The organism is Haloferula chungangensis (assembly GCF_042664875.1).
Classification (GTDB): domain Bacteria; phylum Verrucomicrobiota; class Verrucomicrobiia; order Verrucomicrobiales; family Akkermansiaceae; genus Haloferula; species Haloferula chungangensis.
Genome location: NZ_JBHTBS010000001.1, coordinates 142400 through 164374 on the forward strand (window position 1 = coordinate 142400; position 21975 = coordinate 164374).

The window sequence follows — 21975 nt, forward strand, 5'->3', positions numbered from 1 at the left end:
TTCTGCTCAAGCACTCACCGAGATGTTTTTGGCAGTAGTCATCGGCCAGGTCGTGGCCACCAAGAAGGACGAGAGCATGCGGGGGCAGAAGCTTCTGATTCTCCGTCCGCAGTTGGTGGACGAGGCCAACCCCGCGAAGTTCCGCAACGGCAGCAACACGATTGTGGCTGTCGATACGGTCGGAGCAGGCGAGGGAGAGCTTGTGATGTTTGCACAAGGCAGCTCGGCGCGTCAGGCGCAGGGAATGAAGATGCTCCCGGTCGATGCCGCCGTCGTGGCGATCGTCGACAGCGTGGACATTCTTGGGAAACGAATCCACGGATAAGCTAGCTGATCAAATAATATGACGACACTCGACCAGGCAGCCCTTCAGGGGGTGGTGGAAAGGGTTCTTGCGGAACTGGGCAAGACCACGGCGGCCGCTCCTGCGGCGGCTGCTCCTCCAGCGGAAAAGAAAAATTGTGGCTGTTCCTGCAATGGATCGGGCACCGGCAAGGAAGGCGTCTTCACCTGTGTGGACAAGGCCGCCGAAGCTGCCGATCACGCTTTCCATCAGCTCAAGGCACTCGGTGTCGATGGCAGAAAGCGGGCGATCGACATCGTCAAGGGACTCTGCGCCGCGAACAAGGAAGCCTGGGGCAAGTTCGAGCTCGAGGAGACCAAGATTGGTCGTCTCGACCACAAGATCGGCAAGCTCGACATCATGGACCGTGTTCCGGGTGTGGAGTGGCTCCGTCCGGATGCGATGAGCGGCGACTTCGGCATCACGCTCGAAGAATTCGCTCCCTATGGTGTGGTTGGCGCGATCCTGCCGGTGACTCACTCGGTTCCCACGCTGACCGGCAACGTCATCAACATGGTCGCAGCCGGAAACTCCGTGCTCTTCAATCCCCATCCTGGCGGTGCGAGAAGCGCAGCCATGGCGGTTAGGGAATACAACCGCGCGATCAAGCGCGAGCTCGGCATCGAGAACCTGATCTGCACCATCGAGGAGCCGTCCATCGAGTCCTTCAATCAAATCTGCAGCAACGAACAAGTTGCCATCATGGCGATCACCGGCGGCCCGGCCGTGGTGAAAGCCGCCATGAAGTCCGGCAAGCGTTCGATCTGCGCCGGCCCAGGAAACCCTGTGGTCGTCATCGATGAAACCGCCGACCTCGCTAAGGCCGCCCGTTCGATCATCGAAGGGGGTGCCTTCGACAACAACCTTCTCTGCATTGGCGAGAAGGTCGTGTTCGTCGTTGGTTCGGTCTACGGCAAGTTCCTCACCGAAATGGAGCGCGCCGGAGCCGGTCGCTTGAACTCCTCACAGCTCGAGCAGCTCACCAAGGCCGCCTTTACCTACAAGGAAGACGATGGAGGTTGCTCGCATCCTGCAGTCAACCGCGCGCTTATCGGTGCCGATGCCGCGGTGCTTGCCCAGCATGCCGGAGCCTCAATCCCTGCGGGTTGCGAACTGCTCTTTGCCGAGACCGATGCGGACCATCCATTCGTGCAGGAAGAACAGATGATGCCGATGATGCCGATCGTTTCCGTGCCCGACTTCGAAACCGGTGTGCAACTCGCGAAGCAGGCCGAACACGGCTACCGCCACTCGGCGATCATTCACTCGACCAACGTCGCCCACATGACTCACATGGGTCGCGAGATGGACACCACGCTCTTCGTCAAGAACGGCGCCTGCGTGACTGGTCTCGGTCTCGGTGGCGAAGGTTACCTCAGTTACTCCATCGCGACGACGACTGGCGAAGGAATCACCACTCCAAAGACCTTCACGCGCATCCGCCGCTGCGTGATGGTCGAAAACCTCCGAATCGTCTGAGGTCATGTTGCTGTGCCGTGTCGTGGGAAATGCAGTCGCGACCTGCGCTCATCCAAGTTTGAAAGGATTCAAGATGCTGCTTTGTCAGAGAGAAGATAACGAGGGAAACGCCACTTCGGAGGCGCCTTTCATCGCGATTGATCTCTTCGGGGCAGGCATGCATCAGCGGGTTTTCGTCAGCACGGATGGCATCGGCGCACGCGGCATCGTTCACGACGATCACTCACCCGTTAGAAACTACATTCAGGGGGCTCTCGACGACTAATGAGAATCGGGCAAGTCATCGGGAAAATCACCATGAGCCGGCAGGATCCCGCTTTCAAGGCGGCGCGCTGGTTGATGGTTAGTCCCGTGGAGGCCCAGGACCTCAATACCTGTTGCAACAAGGCGCCACGCTTGAGTAAGGAGCCTTCCGTGGTCGTTTACGACCGGCTTGGCGCAGGCACCCATGACATTGTCGGTTTTGTGGAAGGTGCGGAAGCCACCGCTCCCTTCGACGAGCCCACTCCTATCGACGCCATCACCGTCGCACTTTTCGATCAAATCAACTACCAGCCTTACAAGGGCTGAAACCACTCAAACTCATGAAGAAAGTATTCACCGCAAAAGATGTGGAAGCCCTGATCAAACAGGGAAAGGGCGCGTCAGCGATTCCCAAGGACGTGCTTCTGACTCCCTCGGCCAAGGATCTCCTCAAAGGCGGATTTTCAGCGACCACTTCGGCAAATGCGGCTCCTGCTCCTGAGGCTTTCGGCGAGCCGATCATTCCCGACTACGAGTTTCACTGGAAGTCCGGCAACGACCCGAAGACTCCGGCGGAAATCCAGGCTTTCTTCCACTCTCCCGAGATCGAGGCGATCAAGGAGCGCATGTGCGATATGGGACGCCGGATGTGGGCGAAGGATTACACCGACGGCAACGGCGGCAACCTGACCGTCCGCGTGGGTGACAATCTCGTGCTCTGCACACCGACACTGATTTCGAAAGGCTTCATGCAGCCGGAGCAGATGTGCCTGGTCGACATGGAAGGCGTTCAGCTTGCGGGCAAGTACAAGCGCACCAGCGAGTGCATGACCCACCTTGCCATCATGAAGCGCCAGCCCAAGGCCAAGGCCTGCTGTCACGCTCACCCGCCGAATGCTACGGCATTTGCCGTAGCTGGCGTTCAGCCTCCTACCTGCATGATTCCTGAAGCCGAGGTCTTCCTTGGTCAGATCGGCATGGCCCAGTATCAGACTCCTGGAACTCCGGAGAATGCGAAGGTCGTTGGTGACGCTGCCGTGGATCACATGGCGGTGCTGATGCTCAACCACGGGGTGATCACCTGGGGCAAGGACATCGAGGATGCCTATTGGAAAATGGAGAACACCGATGCCTACTGCAAAACGGTGCTGCTCGCCACTCAGTTGAAGGGCACGGATCTTCTGACCATCACCGGTGGTCAGGCCAAGGAACTCATCAAGCTTCGCGGCGTGCTCGGCATGCAGGACAAGCGTGAGAACTGGAAGGAATGCGAACTTTGCGACAACTCGGACTTCCAGCCAGGCGTTGTTTGTCAGGTTCCCAAGGAAACCGCCTCCGCTCCCACAGGTGCGGCGCGTAACCCTGATGCGGAAAAGGTTGTCGATGCGGTGACCGCGGAAGTCCTCAAGCAACTCAAGCTCTAACAACGACCATGAAAGTCACGATCATTGGCGGCGGCGGACGGGTGGGTTCAAACGCAGCCTTCTGTCTTCAATGCGCGGGGATTGTTTCGGAGATTCAGATCCTCGACAACAATCAGGACCTCGCCGATGGCGAGGCGCTGGACCTGCTTCATGGTGCGGCGGCACTGGCCGACCAGCGGATCTACTCGGGCGACTATGCTCGTGCCAAGGACTCCGACATTTTCGTGATCACCGCCGGCCTGCGTCGCAAGCCGGATGAAAGCCGCCTTGATCTGGTGAACCGCAACGTCGGTCTCTTTTCCCAGATCATCAGTGATGTGAAAAAGGCCGGAATGAAGAAGGACGCGATCGTTTTCGTGGTCTCCAATCCGGTTGATATCCTGACCCATCTTGCCGCCAGCTTCCTCGGACTGCCGACGAATCAGGTCATCGGCCTCGGCACGATGCTTGACACCGCGCGTTTCCGTTCGCTGATGGCGAACGACCTCAATCTCGCGCCGACTCAGGTGCGTGCGCTGATTCTCGGTGAGCACGGTGACACCATGCTTCCCGTCTGGTCATCCGCCACCGTTGGTGGACTTCCTCTAACAGAAATTCCCGGCTGCGATGCCAACTACCAGCGTCAGATCTTCGAACGCACGAAGAAGAGCGGCGCGGAAGTCATCAGCCGCAAGGGTGGTGCCGGATGGGCGGTCGGTGCGACGATTGCGGAAGTGGTTCACGCCATTGCTCTGGATCGCAAGCAACTCCTGCCGGTTTCCTCGCTTCAGGACGGCTGCTACGGCCTGAAGAATGTTTGCCTTAGCGTGCCGACCATCGTCGGTCGCGGCGGTGCCGAAAAGCACATCGAGCTGAAGCTCTGGCCGAAGGAAGAACAAGCACTCAAGGCATCTGCCAAGGCGCTCAAAGAGATGCTCGCCAAGGTTGCCGGGAAGTGAGCAAGGAGCGGGGACTTACCTTGGCCTCCGTAGCTTCAGCGAAATAGGCAATCCCCGAGGGTTGATGGCTTCGCGTCCTTCGATGGTGAGAAATCGAGAGTGCTTCGCCGGGCTTGTCCGGTAGCTGCAAGCAACCGCTCCTTGCTCCACGGTCAATCATTCCCGCAACTGGGATCAGGCGGCTGATCCTTGAGTGCTCAGTGGATCGGGCCCGTATGAATCACTTTCGACCAGTCGGGTAGTCCGACGACGGGAAGATAGGGCGCGCACGCGGCGTCTTCCCCTTCGGTTCCAAGTTCGCGGTAGAGCTTGAAGATGGGCTTCTCGCCAAGAGGATCATTCGCTTCATCCGGGAATTTCCGCAGGCCGATGCGCAGGCCACCTTCGTGGCGGTTGTCGATCCAGTTGTGGTAGTGCCAGACTTCGATGCTATCGAGAGCTGCGATCTTTTTCCACGCGTAGGCCATGCCGGCGGCTTGGTCTGTTAGAGACTTGGCGGTGTAGTCAGGAGAATTGAATCCATTTTCGGAAAGGTGAATCGGGCGGGTCCGGCCTTGGCCATCGAGCATGTCGGGGCGCTTCATCCAAGCGTCGAGGACTTCGATGTTCTTCGGAGTGATGCGATCACTGTCGAAGTCAAAGCTGACCTTGTCTTCCCAGGTGCGGGGTTTCCTGAGCGATGCGGGGTAGGGGTGATGGGCGAGGGCCCAGGGGAAGTCACCTTCGACCTTCGTCCATTTGGCGAGTTCAAGAAGCATGAACTTGGACCCGTAAAATTTCGGATTGCCAGGATCCGCCCAATGATGGGTGAGGGTGATGAAGGGACGGGCGTGCGGGTCCTGACTGCGGGTGATGAGATCAACGAGACGCATCGATCGATGATAGAGGTCGAAGAAGTACGCCAGGGGTTTCACGCCGCAGTTTGTCCAGGTCCAACCCGCGTCGACTTCGTTGTGGACGATGTAGTGGTGGATGCGGCCGTATTTTCCGTCAGGGCGCGAGTAACGGGTGGCAAGGAGATGAAGCGCGGCTCCATAGGCGGCGACGCCCTCCTCACTATCCATGGCGGGCATGGCATAGACGCCGGAGGGATCGGCGTCCGGATGGCCAATGAGTTCGGCGCTTGGCGATGGCTTTCTGTCAGGGTTACTAACACGTGATTTGTTGGCGTTTGAGATGAGCAGGACGACGCTGACAACGGCGTCGTTCTTCGCGGCTTCAAGGAAGGTTCTGTCGAAGTTGGCGAGCGCGTTCTGATTGGCGTGAAAGCTTCGCCCTTGCCATTGGATCGGTGAGGTGTTCTTGCCGGGGACGGTCGAGATCAGGCTGTCGACGATGACGTTCACGGTGACGGCGGCAATGTCGAGTTTCTCAAGGTCGCCTTGTGGCTGACGGTGGGCCGCCCAACCGCCGAGGCCTTTTTTTGTCCGCGGCTTCGCGGCGGGGAGCTCGGGGTGAGCGCTGGGAAAACGATCCGGATAGCGCGCGTGGGAATGGGCGAGTCGCTCGCCATCGTCGACTTTGACAAGTTGCCAACGTGAGGTGAGTCGGTCGTAGTCTCGACCCAGCCGCTCACGAATGCGGGGGAAGCTGAGGGTCGCGCTGCTCCCCGGCTCAACGGTGAGCGCTTGCATGAACTCGAAGCGGGTCGGCTCATCGATGCTCCGGTGGATGGGGAGTTCGGCGAGGAAGAGATTTTCCACATCGCTGCCTGCGGTGAAGGTGATGCTGACTTCGGACTCGCTGAGGGCCACTTCGTCGATGCGGGCCTCGGGCGAGGATCCGAGATAGTGCCTGATCAGCTCGTTTCGCTTGGCGACCGTCGGGTGATGGGTGGAGGCGAAATCATTCGCATTCGGGGGGCGGACACGGGCGTTGCGGATGTTGAGTGTGGCGCCTTTGGCGAGAGGCAAGTGGAGCGTGAGGGATTTCCAAGGTGCCGGGTTCGATGGGTCTTTTTCGAGCGGGGCGGAATAGCGCGTCCAGGCTTCGCTGTGATCAATGGCTGGAAGGGCGTGATCCTTTGAAGAACCCGAATGGAGGATTTTGGTGGCGGTGATGTTCTCGCAGCCACCGAGTGAGAAGACTTCAAATTCGAGAACGCTCGCCTTGGGCTGGAACGAAGAAGAGGGGACGAATCGCAGGGAAATGGGCCCCCCTTCGGAGATGATAACGGTTCCTCTCTCCTCGATTTTCACCCGAGGATCGTTGGGAGTTTCCGAATGAATGCGGAGCGTGAAACCCTGCCCGTATGTGAGGGCGGACAGGGTCGCGAGAAGGATGAAGATGAGTCTGATCAAGATGAGGCGAATACGCCTCGAGGACCGTCATCTTACAATAAAAAGAAACGGTTCTTGCTGGGCTTTTGTCGGACCTCTCACTGCTCGCCGTAGACGGGTGGTTTCCAATCTTTCGGGAGCTTTGCTTGCGGGCGGACGCCGTAGGCCGTTGCGGGGATCGGAGCCTTGTCGGGAGTGATGAGAGGAAGATTGTCAGGGAGGTGCTTGATGCGGATGTCCTTGAACTGAACCTCCATCGCGGGGCCAACGTGGACCTGCATGGCGAGCACTCCATCGAGCGAGCGGCCCTTTTCATCGAGATCGATGAGCTCGGCAGTGGGGTGGCCGTCGATCCAATGCTGGATGCGGTTGCCCTGAGCGAGGATCCGGAAGTCGTGCCACTTGTCGGGAGCGGGGTCTTTGGTGGTGAACTTGCCAACAACCCATGGCTGCCCTTTGGGGTCGACGATCACTTTCTCGCCGGCGTGGGAGAGGATCCGGCGCTGTCTTTCCTCGTAGACCATGCCGTTGTAGTTGGAGTTGTTAGAAACGACATCACACTGGTAGCCGGAGACGACATCGAGTCCGATCTCCGGACGGGGGGTGCTGCGGTACTGGATGCCGCTGTTGCCGCCGTTGCTGATTTTGACCTTCATTCGGAGGTCAAAGTTCCGGATCGTGGAGCCTTCCCAGGAGATGAAATGATTGCGTTTCAGCTTTCCGTCGGTGACGCCGGTGATGGCACCGTTCCTGACGGACCAGTACTTCGGCTCGCCGGTCCAGCCGTTGAGATTCTTGCCATTGAAAAGTCGGACGAAGCCATCCTTGCCGGCCTTGAAGCTGACCGAGGCGGTGGATTCCGGATGGGCGGCGGTGGATGCTTTGAAGCCTCCCTTGAGGGGATCGAGGGGACCACCGAGTCTGTCGACCTCGGCGTTGGTGCGTTCGCGCATGGATTTCAGAATGGCGGCATACTCGGGATCGTTGGCGAGGTTGATGAGTTCGTCGGGATCCTTTTCGAGATCATGGAGGAATTCCTGGTCGTGATCGATGTAGCGGTCGTACTTGAAGCGCTCGTTGCGGATGCCCTCAAAAGCCGGGATGCGGTCGCGAACGGCGAAGTGCTCGTGGAAGGTCTCGGTGCGCCAGTCCTCGGGTTTCTTCCCATCGACGATCGGCTTCAGACTTGTGCCCTGGTAGCGCTCGGGCGGCTTGATCCCGGCCCAGTCGAGGAAGGTCGAGGGAAGGTCGAGATTGAGCGCAATGGCATCGGTGACCTGCCCTTGATGGTCTGTTGAAACACGAGGGTCGCGAATGATCAGGGGAACGTGGGTGGACTCCTCGTAATGCGACCACTTTCCGGCGAGTCCGCGGTTTCCCATCAGGTAACCGTTGTCGGCGGAGTAAACGATGATCGTGTTGTCTGTTAGATCGGCTTCATCGAGTGCGCTGAGGAATCGGCCGATGGCATTGTCGATGCCGGTGACCATGCGGTAGTAGGCGCGGATGTTGGTCTGATACTTTTCCGGGGTGTTCCAGCGCCAGAAGTAGCGTTCGCGGGTGATGGAGGTTTGGAGGAACTCCGGGAGTTTTTCGAAGATCTCGGGATCACCCAGGCGCGGGGGCGCGATGGTGATGTCCTCGTACATGCCATTGGTGGACTCCGGCCAGGGGAACTGGCCGATGCCGGGGCGACGGTCGCTGTCTTCGGCGTGACAGGCGTTGAACCAGAGGTTGAGGGAGAAGGGCTTGTCCTTGCCTTGCCTCTTGATGAAATCGATGCCGCGGTCGACGATCAGGTCGGTCTCGTGGCGGAGGCTTCCGTCGGGGAGCGTCTTGTAAAAGGGATCGCGTCCGATGGCGTCGTACTCATCGAAGTGATCCTGAGCCTTCCAGCCCTTCGGCATCTTGGCGTGCCATTTCCCGATGTGGGCGGTGCGGTAGCCATTCTCGCGGAGGATGTCGGTGTAGAGTGTCTCGACGGCGTCGGGGCGTGCGACGTCGGGATTACTAGGTGTGCCGTAGCTGCGACCTGTTAGGCCGGTCAGGATAGTGGTACGGCTGACCCAGCAGATCGGCTGGCTGACGAAGGCGTTCTCGAAGCGAGTGCCCTGGTCGGCGAGCCGATCGATGTTCGGGGTCCGGACGACTTCGTTGCCGTAGCACCCGATGGTGCTGACGCCTTGGTCGTCGGTGAGGAAGAAGACGATGTTGGGAGGCCTTTCCGCCGAGGCAGAAAGACCCGTGCAGCAAACGAGTGCGATCGTGATGAACTTCGTGAGAGAACCCAGAGGTTGTGATGATTTCATGGCCTTTCGGCCGCTAGGAAATCACCTAAGAAACGCTTCGTAAAGCCCTCCGTCGACATTGATGACCTGTCCGGTGGTCTTGGATGCCTTGTCGCTGGCCATGAAGAAGATCGCGTTGGCCTGGTCTTCGGGGGTGATTGGCTCCTTGGTGAGGGTTCGCTGAGCGTAGAATTCGGCGAGCTTCAGACGCAGGGCTTCGGTGTCCTCGTCCTCCGAAAAAGCGATATCGTACTTGCTGAGGGAGGCGATCACTCGGTCGCGTGGGAACATCAGCGAGCCCTTGACGACGGTGGCGGGAGCCACGGCATTGACGCGGGCGAAGGGGGCGAGTTCGACGGCGAGTTCGCGGACGACGTGGTTGGTCGCGGCCTTCGAGGAGTCGTAGGCGACGGAGCCCTTTTTGGAAACCACGCCATTCACCGAAGTGGTGATGACCACGGCGCTTTTCAGGTGCGCTCCCTGGGCTTCGAAGATCGGTTTGGCGGTGTGACCGATGAGGTAGGGGCCGATCGCATTGATCTTGAAGACGAGCTCCATTTGCTTGGTGGAGAACTCGCCGTTAGCGGTGGGGGCGAGGAAGATGCCGGCTGTTAGGGCGACCACGTCGATGCCTCCGTAGGCGTAGATGACTTCATTGTAGCAAGCCTCGATGCTGGCGGAGTCGGTGATGTCCATGCGGCAGCCGATCGCCATGCCGCAGCTTGAGATGCCGGTGCCGGCGACGCCGATGCCTTTGCCAAACTTCGATGCGATTTCCGTGGCGGTGGTCCTGGCGGCTTCTTCATCGAGGTCGGCGCAAACGATGTGCGCGCCTTCAGTGGCGAAGCGGATGGCGGTTTCCTTGCCGATGCCGGAGCCAGCGCCGACAACAACCACGACCTTGCGGGCGAACTCCTGCTCTTTCGGCATGCGCTGGAGCTTTGCTTCTTCGAGAAGCCAGTATTCGATGTCGAAGGCTTCCTGGCGGGGCAGGCCGATGTATTCATCGATCGCTTCTGCGCCGCGCATCACCCCGATCGCGCAGTTGTAGAACTCGGCGGTGACGCGTGACTCAGATTTGTTTTTGCCGAAGGCGATCATGCCCAGGCCAGGAATAAGGATCACCGTGGGATTCGGGTCGCGCATGGCGGGGGAGTTGTCGTGCTTGCAGGCCTCGTAGTATTCCCTGTAGTCGGCGCGGTACTGCTCGAGCGAGCTGACGATGAGCTCCTTGAGGGAGTCGACGTCTCCAGTCGTGGGATCCCACTCGACGTAAAGCGGTTTGATTTTGGTCCGCAGAAAGTGATCCGGACAGGAGGTTCCGATCTCGGCCAGGCGCTTGGCGTCGTTCGAGTTGATGAATTCGAGGGCTTCGTCGGTGCGGTGAACCGTTCCGATGAAGCGGGTCTGCTGCGAAACCTGTCCGCGGAGGAATGGAAGCAACTCGATGGTCAGTCGGCGGGCGGTGTCTTCGTCGAGCTTGCCGTATTTCTGTCCACCGAAGGTATCCGCACCGCGGTCCTTGGTCTCGATGAAGCGTCCGGCCTTTTCAATCAGGTCGAGGGTAAGCTGGTAGCACTCCTTGTCGTCGTCGGCCCAGTTGATCAGGCCGTGTTGGCCCATGTTGATGCCGCGGGCCTTCTTGTTGGTCTGATAGATCGCCTGCATTTTCAGGCCGAGATCGAAGCCGGGTCGCTGCCAGGGAAGGTAAGCCAGCTCGTCGCCGTAGATTTCCCTGGTGAGGGCTTCCGAGTTCTTGCAGGCAGCGAGCGCGATGAACGCGATCGGGTGCATGTGGTCGACATGCTTGGCGCCGATGAAGCTGTGAAGCGGGGTATCGATCGACGAGGGGCGGGGGTTGAGATTGAAGGTGCTGTGAGGATACATGTTCACCATTTCATCCTCGATCGCGGTCTTGGGACCATTGGGAGTGGTGTCCGCATAGATTTTCTGAAGACCGATCAACTTGTCCTGATAGAGCGAGGAAAAGTTCTCCACTTTCGAGGTGCGGAGGTCGCCGCCGGAGCCTTTGACCCAGAGGACTTCGACCTTTTCGCCGGTGAGGGGGTCGGTTTCCATGATCTTGGCCGAGGTGTTGCCGCCGCCGGTATTGGTAATGCGCTGGTCCGAACCGAGGATGTTGGAACGGTAGACCAATCGTTCGACCGGGCTGAGGGCGTTGGCGGTGGCGTCGTCCCAGAGGGCGTCGACGAACTTGTATTCGGAATATTGTGCGGACATTTCGTTGGGTAAATGTTGGTTTCTTGTGTGTTCGATGTGGGTTTACGTCCGGATTTGGAGAATGTCCAAGAAAAATGTTGCGAAAAACCAGAAAAACGAAGAAAAACCCACATCGCCAAGCCATGCTAGCTTCCGAACGACACCAGCTCATTTTAAAGCTCCTCGATGAAAGGGGCTCTCTGCGCACCGCCGATCTGGCGGCCGAGCTGGCGGTGACCGATGAAACGGTGAGGCGGGATTTTCAGGCGCTCGCCGAAGCCCACCAGCTGACCCGCACCCATGGCGGAGCGACGAGTCTCAGTGGTCGTCCGAAGCTCCAGTCCTTTACCGAGCGCCGCGCGATTCGGGTTGATGAAAAGCGGGCGATTGCTTCGGCGGCCCTCAAGTTGATCGAGCCGGGAATGACCTACGCCTTTGATAGTAGCACGACGGCCTTCGAGTTGGTGCTGATGCTTCCGGATCTGCCCTATCGGGTGGTGACGAATGCGTATGCGGTCATGGATCATCTGATTCGCATGGATCACATGGAGTTGGTTTTTACGGGCGGGAAGTATCAACCGAAGTCGCAGACTTTCGTGGGTAGCGACAGCGGTGCTGCGCTGCGCCGTCACAAGATCAATGTGGCCTTCGTCTCCTGTGTGGGAATGGACGTGAACCGTGGTGCGAGCGAGAGCTTTGAGGAACAGGCAGGCTTCAAGGAGGTGTTGGTCGATCTGGCCGAAGAAGTGGTGCTTTTGGTGGACTCGAAAAAGCTCAATCAGCGAGCCGAGTATTTCTTCGCCGAAACGAGATCGATCACCAAAGTGATCACGGACAAGGCGGCGGATCCCGTGATCCTGGATGAACTGCGGAATGAAGGTTGCGAGATCACACTGGCCTGATAATGAAGGGCGACGGCATTAGAATTTTAGAATCATGAGTCAGAAAAAAGTTTATCTCGCGGTGGATCTCGGAGCTGGAAGTGGTCGGGTCCTGGCAGGGGAGTTCGACGGATCGCGGATTGAATTGCGTGAGCTGAATCGTTTCGAAAACACGCCGGTGGAGCTTCCTGATGGCTGGCACTGGAATATCACCAGCCTCTATCAGAATATTCTCGAAGGACTTAAGATTGCGGCAAAGGAATATGGCGACGCGGCGGTGAGTGTGGGGGTGGACACCTGGGGCGTGGACTACGCCTTGATCGACAAGAAGGGTGGGATGCTCGGACTACCCTATCAGTATCGTGACAGCCGAACGGATGAGATGATGGAGACGGCTTACGCCAAGGTGCCGAAGAAGGAGATCTACGAGGCGACTGGCATCCAGTTCATGTTTTTCAATTCGATCTTCCAGTTGCTTTCAGAAGTTGAAGGTGGAAATGGCGCGATCGATCAGGCGGAAGATATTCTCTTCATGCCGGACCTGGTGGCCTACTGGCTCTCCGGTGAGAAGTCGCAGGAGCGGAGTATTGTGAGCACCACGCAGCTCTACAATCCGGTGAAGAAGGATTGGGACTTTGATTTGATCGAGAAGCTTGGGCTTCCAAAGCACCTGTTCAAGAAGATCAAGGAGCCTGGAACGGAACTGGGGACCTTGCGTCCGAACGTCGCGGAACTGACGGGTTTCAAAAACCTGAAAGTGGTAACGGTCGCCGGTCATGATACGGCAAGCGCCGTGGCCGCCGTGCCCAGCGATGCTCCCGTACCGGCGTATATCAGTAGCGGCACCTGGTCGCTGATGGGACTGGAGTTGCCGGAGCCGGTGATCTCGGATCAGTCGTTCGACGATGCCTTTACGAACGAGATCGGGATCAACAACAGCGTGCGCTTCTTGAAAAACATCTGTGGTTTGTGGCTGGTGCAGGAATCGCGCCGCTTCTGGCTCAGCAAGGGCGAGAAATATGAATTCGGTGAGCTCGCCGCACTCGCGGGTGAGGCCGAGCCGTTCCGCTCGTTGATCAATCCCGATGACCCGCGCTTTTCGACCGCCGGCAGGATGCCGGAAAAGATCCAAGAGTTCTGTCGGGAGACCGGACAGGCGGTTCCCGAGACACCGGGTGAGATCGTTCGCTGTATCAATGAGAGCCTGGCGATGCGCTACGCGGAAGTCTGGGACCGGCTGATGACTTACACGGATCAGAAACCGGAAGTGCTGCATGTGGTCGGTGGCGGCTGCCAGGATCGACTGCTCAACCAATTCACCGCGAATGCCATCGGAGTGACGGTCAAGGCCGGGCCGGTTGAGGCGACGGGCCTTGGCAACATCCTTGCTCAGATGCTGGCGGACGGAGCGATCTCCTCGTTGGCGGAGGGCCGGGAGATTGTTGCGGCCTCGTTCGAGGTCGAGGACTTCGAGCACGTCGACGATGAAGTGTGGGCTTTGGCTCGCGAGAAATTTGCAGCCATCACCCAGAGCGCCTGAGCCACGGTTAGAAAAACAACCTAATTTTAAGTATGAAATATTCCAGCCATATCGAGAACCCCGATGTCGTGCTCATCGGCACCGGTATCATGTCATCGAATTTGGGTGCTCTTTTGAAGCGCTTGTCACCCGAACTGAAGATCCAGGTCTACGAAGTCACCGATGATGTCGCTGAAGAAAGCTCCAACGGATGGAACAACGCAGGCACCGGTCACGCGGGTATTTGCGAACTGAGTTACACGCCGCACCTCGAACCCGACGGGACTTGTGATGTCTCCAACGTGATTAATATCTTCGAGCAGTTCGAGAAATCGCGTCAGTTCTGGGGTTATGCCGTGTCCGAGGGGATGATCGATCATCCGAAGGAGTTCATCAATCCCGTGCCGCATCTCAGCTTCGTCCACGGCGAGAAGATGGTGAAGTTCCTCGACGCCCGTCACAAAGGGATGGCGGCGCACCATTTCTTCTCGGAGATGGAATACTCGACCGATCGTGAAACCATCGGATCATGGGCTCCCTTGCTCGTAAAGGGCCGTGGTGATGTGCCGATTGCGGCGACCAAGATGGACTCGGGAACCGACGTGAATTTCGGAAACATTTCGCGCAAGTTGCTCGATTGGCTTGAGAAACAGGACGGCTGCGGCATGGCAACCGGACATCGCGTGACGAATCTAACAAAGAACGGCAAGGGCTGGGATCTCGAGATCAAGGATGTCGAGACCGGCAAGACGCGCAGGAACACCGCCAAGTTCGTGTTCGTGGGCGCGGGCGGAGGAAGTCTCTCGCTGCTCCAGAAGAGCGGCATTCCCGAAGCCAAGGGCCTCGGTGGTTTCCCGATCGGTGGTCAGTGGCTGATCTGCGAGGATCCTGAGATCGTCGAAAGCCACAAGGCGAAGGTTTACGGCCAGCCGCTTGATGCGGCGCCGACGATGGCGGTGCCGCACCTCGATACGCGAATTCTCGACGGCAAAAAGACGCTTCTTTTCGGGCCCTTCGCCGCGTGGACCACGAAGTTCCTTCACAAGAAGGGCAGCGTCATGGATCTGCCGCTTTCGGTGAAGCCGGACAACATCGCGACGCTGATCAAGATCGGGATCCATAACCTGGATCTGGTAAAGTACCTCGTCCAACAGGGCACCCAGAGCATGAACGACCGGATGGAAGTGATGCGCGTGTTCTATCCCGCTGCGGAAGCAAAGGACTGGAAGCTCATCGATGCCGGCATCCGGGTGCAGGCGATCAAGAAGACCGATGGGGAGGCAGGGATCGTGCACTACGGCACGGAAGTCATCACCAACGAGGACAAGACGATCTCGGCGCTGTTAGGTGCCTCGCCTGGAGCCTCGGTTTCGGTGCACATCGTGTTGGAAGTTCTGAAGAAGTGCTTCCCTCAACTGCTTGAAACCCCGGAGGGGGCGGCGCGGATGAAGGAAATGATTCCGACTTACGACATCGATATCCGCAAGCCGGAGAACGCTGGCTATTTCCGCGAGGTTTCAGCGAAAGCGACCACGAATCTGCAACTCGGATAAGAGGCGCCAGAGAAGAGCTTGATCGCCTGAGTCGATGGATGCATGGTTTCGACCGTGTTGAATATTGTATTCCATCGGCAAATCCTGGCGGTCTTCCTGCTGTGTCAGGCGCTGGTCTCCGGCGCGCCGAATGTTATTCTGATCGTCACCGACGATCAGGGTTACGGCGACATGGGCTGCCATGGGCATCCCTTGCTGAAGACACCGAATCTGGACCGTCTGCATGATGAAGGGGTGCGGCTGGCGGACTATCACGTGGACCCGATGTGCGCGCCGACCCGGGCCGCGCTGATGATGGGTCGCTACGCGGCGCGGACGGGCGTGTGGAGCACCTTGAATGGCTGCTACATTCCGCGCAGCGATGAGCAGAGCATGGCGGCGATCTTTAAAGCGGGTGGCTATCGCACGGGCATGTTTGGGAAATGGCATCTCGGCGATACCTTTCCCTACGCGGCGGAGCATCGCGGCTTCGAGCATGTGGTAAGGCACGAGGCGGGAGTGGTCGGCGAGATTCCCGATTGGTGGAACAACGACTACTTCGACGATCACTACCTGGTGAACGGCGAGTGGAGGGCCTTCGAGGGCTACTGCACGGACGTGTTTTTCGACGAGGCGATGGGCTTCATCGGGAAGGCGGACAAGCGGCCGTTCTTTTGCTATCTGGCGACGAATGCGGTGCACTCGCCCTTCAATGTTCCGGCCGGGGATGCAGCTCCCTATTTGGCGGCCGATCAGCCGGAAATGCGGGCGCGCTTTCAAGGGATGGTGGCGAACTTCGATCGGAATCTCGGTCGGCTGATGGACTTCCTCGATGAGAAGAGTCTAACAGAAGACACCATTCTGATTTTCATGGGGGATAACGGAAGCTCCCATGGTTTTGACCTCGGGCCGGACGGGGTTGTTACCGACGGCTTCAACGCGGGGATGCGCGGGAAGAAGACCTGGGTCTACGATGGGGGGCATCGGAATGCCTGCTTCATTCGTCATCCGAAGTCGGGCGTCACGGGCGGTCGCGAGGTTCGAGGGGTGACGGCACACGTGGACTTGCTGCCGACTTTGATCGAATGGTGCGCCTTGCCGAAGGCGCGGAATCCGCTCGATGGCGTGAGCTTGCTGCCGCAGTTGAAAGGGGATGCCGTCAAGGCGCCGGAGCGGATGATGGTGGTGCAGAACATGCAGGTGGTGAAGCCGATCAAGTACAAGGATTTCGCCGTGCTCGACGACCGCTGGCGACTGGTCAGCCGTGGTCGCGACGGGAAACCACATGCCCAGCTTTTCAATCTCGATGAGGATCCGGAGCAAGTGAAGGACGTGGCGGCGCAGCACCCGGAACGGATTCAGACGATGCTCGCGGCCTACGATGATTGGTGGGAGGAGATGCAGCCGTCCTATGCGCGGGTGGCGGCCTTTGTGATCGGCTCGGATGAAGAAAATCCGGTGCGTCTAACAGCGCATAGCTGGCGCAGCGATCAGAGGGACTTGTGCTACGATCAGGATCACATCCGGCAAGGGGTGAAGATTTCCGATGCGTATTGGCCGGTGGAAGTGGAGAAGGCGGGAAGGTATCGGATCGAGCTGCGTCGCTGGCCGAAGGAGGCGGACACGGCGATTCGTGCGGGCTTGCCGGCGATTGTGGAAGGAAAGGGGAAGCGACTGACGGATGCTCGTCCTGCCGGGCTGGCTCTGCCGATTTCCCAAGCCCGTCTGCGGATCGGCGGGCATGATCTTTCTGAGCAAGTAACGCCAAGCGACAAGGTGATCCGCTTTGAAGTCGATCTGAAGAAGGGGCCCGCGAGATTGCAGGCCGATATGATCGCCGATGACGGACAGATTTGGGGGGCTTACTATGTTTTGCTCGAGAGGCTTGGTTCCTGAGGGATGATGGGGAGGGGGGCGGTTCAGCCGAGCCGCTTCAGGCTGGTTTCGGTGGTTCTTCTTCTTGTCAGAGATAGTTTGAAGTTGTTAGGGAATAGGCCCTCGTTGGTGCTTGCCGACGAGACTCCTTTCTTCACCTCATGCACTGGACCGAACCCGCCTCCTCCGACGACTCCCACGCCGAACTTGAAAAGCGCCTCTGGGACGCTGCCAACAGCCTCTGGGCCAATGCCGCGCTCAAGCCCTCCGAGTTCTCGCCCATCGTGCTCGGGCTCATCTTCCTGCGCTACGCCGAGACCCGCTTTGCGGCGGCTGCCGAAGAAATCGGCCCGTCCACCGGACGCGGCAAGATCGGCCCGAACAGCATGAGCGAGAGATGTAATCACAGTGCCGACCATTTTCCTGATGCTGGGAAAATGGTCATTTGTTAGAATACCCCATGCCGCAATCCCTTTCCAGAGTTCTTGTTCATCTGATTTTCAGCACCAAACATCGTGAGCCGATGATCGGTTCCGAGGTCTTGCCGAAGCTTCATGGTTATATGGTTGGGATCTTGAAAAATCTTCAATCGCCATCGATTCAGACCGGCGGTGTTCATGATCATGTCCACATTTGCTTTGCCCTCGGTCGCACGGTGACGCAGGCGCAGGTGGTTGAGGAGCTTAAGAAGTCATCTTCCAAATGGATGAAGAATGAGGGCGGATGTCCGGGGTTTTCGTGGCAGGCGGGATATGGCGCATTTTCGGTGAGCGAGTCACAGTTGGAGGCCGTGGTGAATTACATCAAGAATCAGGAGGAGCATCACCGGAAGCTGACGTTTCAGGAGGAATACCGAACATTTTTGGAACGACATCATGTGGAATACGATGAGAGGTATGTTTGGGATTGAGCATGCGGAACGAGGGGCCGGAGTGGAGGGGGTGACGCCCTTTCAGGGCTTTCAATATTTTACGATTCAGACCCAGGGCGTTGCCCTGGGCTTGTGGGTCGATGCGCCTTTGGCGCGTAAGAGTGCACGCACCAAAGGTGCCCAACCCGTCAGCCCAGGGCAACGCCCCGGGATCACCAGTAATCCCAGCACCAACGGAGCCCAACCCGTCAGCCCAAGGCAATGTCCCGGGGTCACCAGGAATCCCAGCACCAAAGGAGCCAAACCGTCAGCCCAAGGCAACGCCTCGGGATCACCAGTAATCCCAGCACCAAAGGTGCCCAACCCGTCAGCCCAGGGCAACGCCTCGGGGTCACCAGGAATCCCAGCACCAAAGGAGCCAACCCGTCAGCCCTGAGCAACGCCCCGGGATCGCCAGTAATCGCCGCACCAAAGGTGCCCAACTCGTCAGCCCAGGGCATCGCCCTGGGATCACCACCCGCAGAGAAATCCGAGCCCTGAAGGGGCGGAACCCCTCCGCCTCCGACCATATTGTTGACGCCAACAAGATGGTCAGATCTGTCCACGCCATAGCTCGGGAGTTGGAGGAAAGGATCGCGGCGAACGTCGTGGAGATTTTGGAAACGGCATGACAACTATTTCCACGCGCATGCTCGCCAAATGGTTTCACGGCGAATACCAGATGCCCGACCCAATCATCGCCGATCCCCACGTTGAACCCGGAGCGAAGGCCAAGACGGTGGATCTGAGCCAAGTCGACTTTGCGGTGCTGGAGAAGAAGTTCGCGAAGAGCAAAACGAAGAACATCGAAGCTCAGCAACTGCGTGCTTTGATCGAGCGGAAGCTCGACAACATGATCCGCATGAACGCCAGCCGCTACGACTTCCTCGACCGCTTCCAGAAGATGATCGAGGAATACAACAACGGCGCGATGAGCATCGAGCAGCTCTTCGAGGAGTTGGTGAACATTTCCAAGGACCTCAACGAAGAAGAGCAACGCCACGTCCGCGAGAACGTGAGCGAAGAACAACTCGCCATCTTCGGCATCCTCACGAGGCCCGGTCCCGATCTGGATCCCAAGGAGATCGAATCGATCAAGAAGGTCTGCAAGGAGCTGGCGGGTTCCTTTCCTGATTTTCCCACCAATGATGAGATCGAGGCTCTGGATCAGCCGCAGGAAGAGAAGATGCGAAAACTCTGGAATCGGAAGTCATGAGTCGGCTGATCGAGCCGGTGTGGGCGGAGCTCTGGAGTGGTTCGAGTTCCAAGCGGGAGGACGGTTTTCTTAACGGACTGAAGGCGAGCTGCCAGTGGCTTGATTGTGATCAGGAGTGCTGGGAGCGCAGTTACGACTTGCGAAGGAAGGCGATTCGAAAGGGGCTGAATTGTCCGCTGACGGATGTCCTGGTTGTCGCCTGTGCGCTCCGGCATGGTGCTGAACTTTGCCATGCGGACAAACACATGAGCGCGCTTTTGAAACTCTGATGCTTATTGAACGGAGCGGGTCCTGATCAAGCGATGGACCAGAGGGCGAGGCACATGAGCAGGCCGACGATGGAGATCGTGGTGCCGACGAAGAACCAGGTCTTGAGGGTTTCCTTTTCGCTCATGCAGAAGTAGCGGCTGATGATCCAGAAGCCGGAGTCGTTGACGTGGGAAAAGCCAGTGGCGCCGGCGGCGATGGAGACGACGATCAGGGCGAGTTGGCCGTGGGTGAAGTCGGCGGCGGCGACGATGCTGCCCATCAGGGCGGCGGCTCCGAGCATGGCGACGGTGGCGGAGCCTTGGGTGACGCGCAGAATGGTGGAGAAGAGCCAGGCGAGCAGGATGGCGCTGAGTCCGGCACCTTCTAACAGGTTTGCCAGGGCGTCGCCGACACCGCTGCTTCCAAGCATTTTCTTGAACACGCCACCGGCACCGGTGACGAGGATGATGATGCCGGCGGGGCCGAGGGCTTTGGTGGAAAGCGTCATGAGTTCCTCGCCGGAGACGCCGCGTTTTCGACCGAGGAAGTAGAGCGCGGCGCAGGTGGCGATCAGCAGGGCGATGACCGGGTGGCCGATGAAGGTGAGGATCTGTTGGGGAAGGGCTGCGGTTTTGAGGGACTCGGCCAGGGCGGCGGCTTGCTCGGATTTATCGAGGCCAGCGGGTAGGGCGGCGAGAGCGAGTTGTTCGACGATGCCGGCTCCGATGATCAGGACGATGGGGAGGGATAGGATGGAAATGATGGCGAGGGCGCTGGGAAGGGTCATCGCTTTGCCCTCGCTGACATCGAGCGGTGGGGGATCGACGTGGACGCGTCTGGCGAGCATCGGGCAAAGGATCGGGCCGGAGATGATGGCGGCGGGGAGGCCGACGAGGCAGCCGTAGAGGATGACCTGACCGAGCGGGACGCCGAGGATGTAGGCGACGGCGACCGGGCCGGGAGTTGGCGGGACGAAGGCGTGGGTGACAGCCATGCCAGCGGCGAGCGGGAGACCGTAGTTGAGCAGAGATTTCCCGGTGCGGCGGGCGAGCGCGTAGACGATCGGGGCGAGGATGACGATGCCGACATCGAGGAAGACGGGGATCGAGATGAGGAAGCCGGTGAGCATCATGGCCCAGGACGCGCGCTTTTCTCCGAAGACCTTGAGGAGGCCTTGGGCGAGCGATTGCGCGCCGCCGGAATGTTCGACGAGTTGGCCGAAGATCGCGCCGAGGCCGACGACCGCGGCGATGAAGCCAAGGCTGGAGCCCATGCCCTCGACGATGGTGCCGCCGACCTCGGTGAGCGGCATGGTTCCCGAGGCGATGCCGACGAAGACGCTGGCGATGAGCAGCGCGACGAAGGCCTGGATCCGGAGTTTGAGGATCAGGAAAAGAATCAGGGCGATGGCCGCTAGAAGCACTCCGGTCAGCGCGTAGGTCTGGCTCGGGATGGTCATCAGGAGGTTGACGGATCGCATGCTTCGATCAAGCTGATCTCTTGGAGCTCCCCTAACAAGGTGGAATCTCCGCCGTTCAAGACATGAAAGCCCTGCAACTCATCGGACCCTCGACCTTTTCCTACTGCGATTTGGAGCGTCCGGTGATCGGGAAGGACGAGGTGTTGGTGAAGGTGGCGGCTTGCGGGATTTGCGGAAGCGACATTCATGGGATGGACGGCAGCAGCGGTCGCCGGATCCCGCCGCTGGTGATGGGGCACGAGGGGAGCGGGACGATTGTGGAAGTGGGGGCTGGGCTTGAAGGATGGATCGAGGGTGATCGGGTGACCTTTGACTCGACGGTTTTCTGTGGGGAGTGCGGTTATTGCCAAAAGGGGCAGATCAATCTTTGTGATGCGCGTCAGGTGCTCGGGGTGAGTTGTCAGGAGTTTCGTCGGGACGGGGCCTTTGCGGAGTTCGTTGCCGTGCCGGCGCGGGTGCTGCATCGATTGCCGGATGGGATTACTTTTGAAGAGGCTGCCTTTGCCGAACCGGTGGGCGTTGCCTTGCATGCGGTGAATCGCGTGGCTCCTGAAAAGGGAGATTCGGCGGTGGTGATTGGGGCGGGGTTAATTGGGCTGTTAGTTGTGCAGTCGCTGAAGCGGGCGGGCTGTGCGGAGGTCTATGCAGTGGATCGTGATGCGGGACGATTGAAGTTGGCGGAGGAGCTGGGCGCGAGTGCGGGGTGGCTGGCGGATGATGAAGTAGCGGAGAAGATATTGGCGGCGACTGAAGGGAAGGGTGTCGATATCGCGATGGAAGTGGTGGGGGCGAGTCCGACGGTGAATCTTGCGGTGAAGTCAGTGCGCAAAGGAGGGAAAGTGGGGCTTGTCGGGAATCTGGCGCCCGAGGTGACGTTTCCACTACAGGCGGCGGTGACGCGGGAGCTGAGCATCTTCGGCTCCTGTGCGATTGCCGGCGAGTATCCGGAAGCGCTGGATGCGATCGCGAAGGGCGAGATCAATGTGGCTTCGCTGACATCGGCGGTGGTGCCTCTTAAAGAAGGCGCGGATTGGTTTGCGCGATTGGCGTCGGGAAAAGAGCCGCTTCTCAAGGTGCTGCTTAAGCCCTGAATTTTTAA

The 21975-nt window shown here is 58.9% G+C and carries 19 protein-coding genes; 15 read left to right on the forward strand and 4 right to left on the reverse strand.

Annotated features, from left to right (window positions below; genetic code table 11):
• The first annotated feature begins 22 nt into the window (after positions 1-22).
• From ACFQY0_RS00575 to ACFQY0_RS00600, 6 genes are read left to right on the forward strand one after another with little or no spacing between them, the layout of a single operon-like run.
• A complete protein-coding gene (locus tag ACFQY0_RS00575; RefSeq protein ID WP_379707981.1) occupies positions 23-325 on the forward strand; it encodes a EutN/CcmL family microcompartment protein in 303 nt (100 codons plus the stop codon).
• An 18-nt stretch (positions 326-343) separates the two neighbouring features.
• The gene (locus ACFQY0_RS00580) at positions 344-1822 is read left to right on the forward strand and encodes an aldehyde dehydrogenase family protein (protein ID WP_379707983.1); all 1479 of its coding nucleotides are present in this window, start codon (positions 344-346) and stop codon (positions 1820-1822) included.
• A 4-nt stretch (positions 1823-1826) separates the two neighbouring features.
• Positions 1827-2087 (forward strand): EutN/CcmL family microcompartment protein, encoded by a 261-nt coding sequence (locus ACFQY0_RS00585; protein ID WP_379707985.1) that lies wholly within the window; start codon positions 1827-1829, stop codon positions 2085-2087.
• A complete protein-coding gene (locus ACFQY0_RS00590; RefSeq protein WP_379707987.1) occupies positions 2087-2392 on the forward strand; it encodes a EutN/CcmL family microcompartment protein in 306 nt (101 codons plus the stop codon). Before ACFQY0_RS00585 ends, ACFQY0_RS00590 begins: the two co-directional genes overlap by 1 nt.
• A gap of 14 nt (positions 2393-2406) precedes the next feature.
• Positions 2407-3489 (forward strand): class II aldolase/adducin family protein, encoded by a 1083-nt coding sequence (locus ACFQY0_RS00595; protein ID WP_379707989.1) that lies wholly within the window; start codon positions 2407-2409, stop codon positions 3487-3489.
• Positions 3490-3497: 8 nt separating this feature from the next.
• The gene (locus tag ACFQY0_RS00600; RefSeq protein ID WP_379707991.1) at positions 3498-4427 is read left to right on the forward strand and encodes an L-lactate dehydrogenase; all 930 of its coding nucleotides are present in this window, start codon (positions 3498-3500) and stop codon (positions 4425-4427) included.
• Positions 4428-4624: 197 nt separating this feature from the next.
• Here the strand turns inward: ACFQY0_RS00600 and ACFQY0_RS00605 are convergent, their stop codons facing one another.
• The 3 genes from ACFQY0_RS00605 to ACFQY0_RS00615 all read right to left on the reverse strand — a co-directional run bounded on the left by ACFQY0_RS00605 (position 4625) and on the right by ACFQY0_RS00615 (position 11235).
• Positions 4625-6727: a DUF5722 domain-containing protein gene (locus ACFQY0_RS00605; RefSeq protein WP_379707993.1), complete on the reverse strand. Its 2103-nt coding sequence runs from the start codon at positions 6725-6727 to the stop codon at positions 4625-4627.
• Between the two features lie 77 nt (positions 6728-6804).
• Positions 6805-9015, reverse strand: coding sequence for a sulfatase-like hydrolase/transferase (locus ACFQY0_RS00610; protein ID WP_379707995.1), 2211 nt, complete (start codon positions 9013-9015; stop codon positions 6805-6807).
• A 21-nt stretch (positions 9016-9036) separates the two neighbouring features.
• Positions 9037-11235: a bifunctional rhamnulose-1-phosphate aldolase/short-chain dehydrogenase gene (locus ACFQY0_RS00615; RefSeq protein ID WP_379707997.1), complete on the reverse strand. Its 2199-nt coding sequence runs from the start codon at positions 11233-11235 to the stop codon at positions 9037-9039.
• Between the two features lie 122 nt (positions 11236-11357).
• Here ACFQY0_RS00615 and ACFQY0_RS00620 point away from each other — a divergent pair, with 122 nt between their 5' ends.
• From ACFQY0_RS00620 to ACFQY0_RS00655, 8 genes are all read left to right on the forward strand, one after another.
• On the forward strand, positions 11358-12116 hold the full coding sequence (locus ACFQY0_RS00620; RefSeq protein ID WP_379707999.1) for a DeoR/GlpR family DNA-binding transcription regulator: 759 nt from the start codon (positions 11358-11360) through the stop codon (positions 12114-12116).
• 34 nt (positions 12117-12150) lie between these two features.
• Positions 12151-13635, forward strand: a complete 1485-nt coding sequence (locus ACFQY0_RS00625; protein ID WP_379708001.1) for a rhamnulokinase — start codon at positions 12151-12153, stop codon at positions 13633-13635.
• A gap of 32 nt (positions 13636-13667) precedes the next feature.
• Positions 13668-15167, forward strand: coding sequence for a malate dehydrogenase (quinone) (mqo, locus tag ACFQY0_RS00630; protein WP_379708003.1), 1500 nt, complete (start codon positions 13668-13670; stop codon positions 15165-15167).
• A 57-nt stretch (positions 15168-15224) separates the two neighbouring features.
• Positions 15225-17042, forward strand: a complete 1818-nt coding sequence (locus ACFQY0_RS00635) for an arylsulfatase (RefSeq protein WP_379708005.1) — start codon at positions 15225-15227, stop codon at positions 17040-17042.
• Between the two features lie 140 nt (positions 17043-17182).
• Complete coding sequence (locus ACFQY0_RS00640; protein WP_379708007.1) at positions 17183-17473, forward strand: type I restriction-modification system subunit M N-terminal domain-containing protein; 291 nt, start codon at positions 17183-17185, stop codon at positions 17471-17473.
• A gap of 8 nt (positions 17474-17481) precedes the next feature.
• Positions 17482-17931, forward strand: coding sequence for a transposase (locus ACFQY0_RS00645; RefSeq protein WP_379708009.1), 450 nt, complete (start codon positions 17482-17484; stop codon positions 17929-17931).
• Between the two features lie 628 nt (positions 17932-18559).
• Positions 18560-19147 carry a type I restriction enzyme endonuclease domain-containing protein gene (locus tag ACFQY0_RS00650; RefSeq protein WP_379708011.1) on the forward strand — a complete coding sequence of 196 codons (588 nt, stop codon included), beginning with the start codon at positions 18560-18562 and terminating at the stop codon, positions 19145-19147.
• A complete protein-coding gene (locus tag ACFQY0_RS00655; RefSeq protein WP_379708013.1) occupies positions 19144-19416 on the forward strand; it encodes a PIN domain-containing protein in 273 nt (90 codons plus the stop codon). The genes ACFQY0_RS00650 and ACFQY0_RS00655 overlap by 4 nt, the downstream gene beginning before the upstream one ends.
• A 26-nt stretch (positions 19417-19442) precedes the next feature.
• Here the strand turns inward: ACFQY0_RS00655 and ACFQY0_RS00660 are convergent, their stop codons facing one another.
• Positions 19443-20876: a GntP family permease gene (locus ACFQY0_RS00660; RefSeq protein WP_379708015.1), complete on the reverse strand. Its 1434-nt coding sequence runs from the start codon at positions 20874-20876 to the stop codon at positions 19443-19445.
• 62 nt (positions 20877-20938) lie between these two features.
• Between ACFQY0_RS00660 and ACFQY0_RS00665 the strand changes: the two genes are divergently transcribed.
• Positions 20939-21967 (forward strand): galactitol-1-phosphate 5-dehydrogenase, encoded by a 1029-nt coding sequence (locus tag ACFQY0_RS00665; RefSeq protein ID WP_379708017.1) that lies wholly within the window; start codon positions 20939-20941, stop codon positions 21965-21967.
• Positions 21968-21975: the final 8 nt, after the last annotated feature.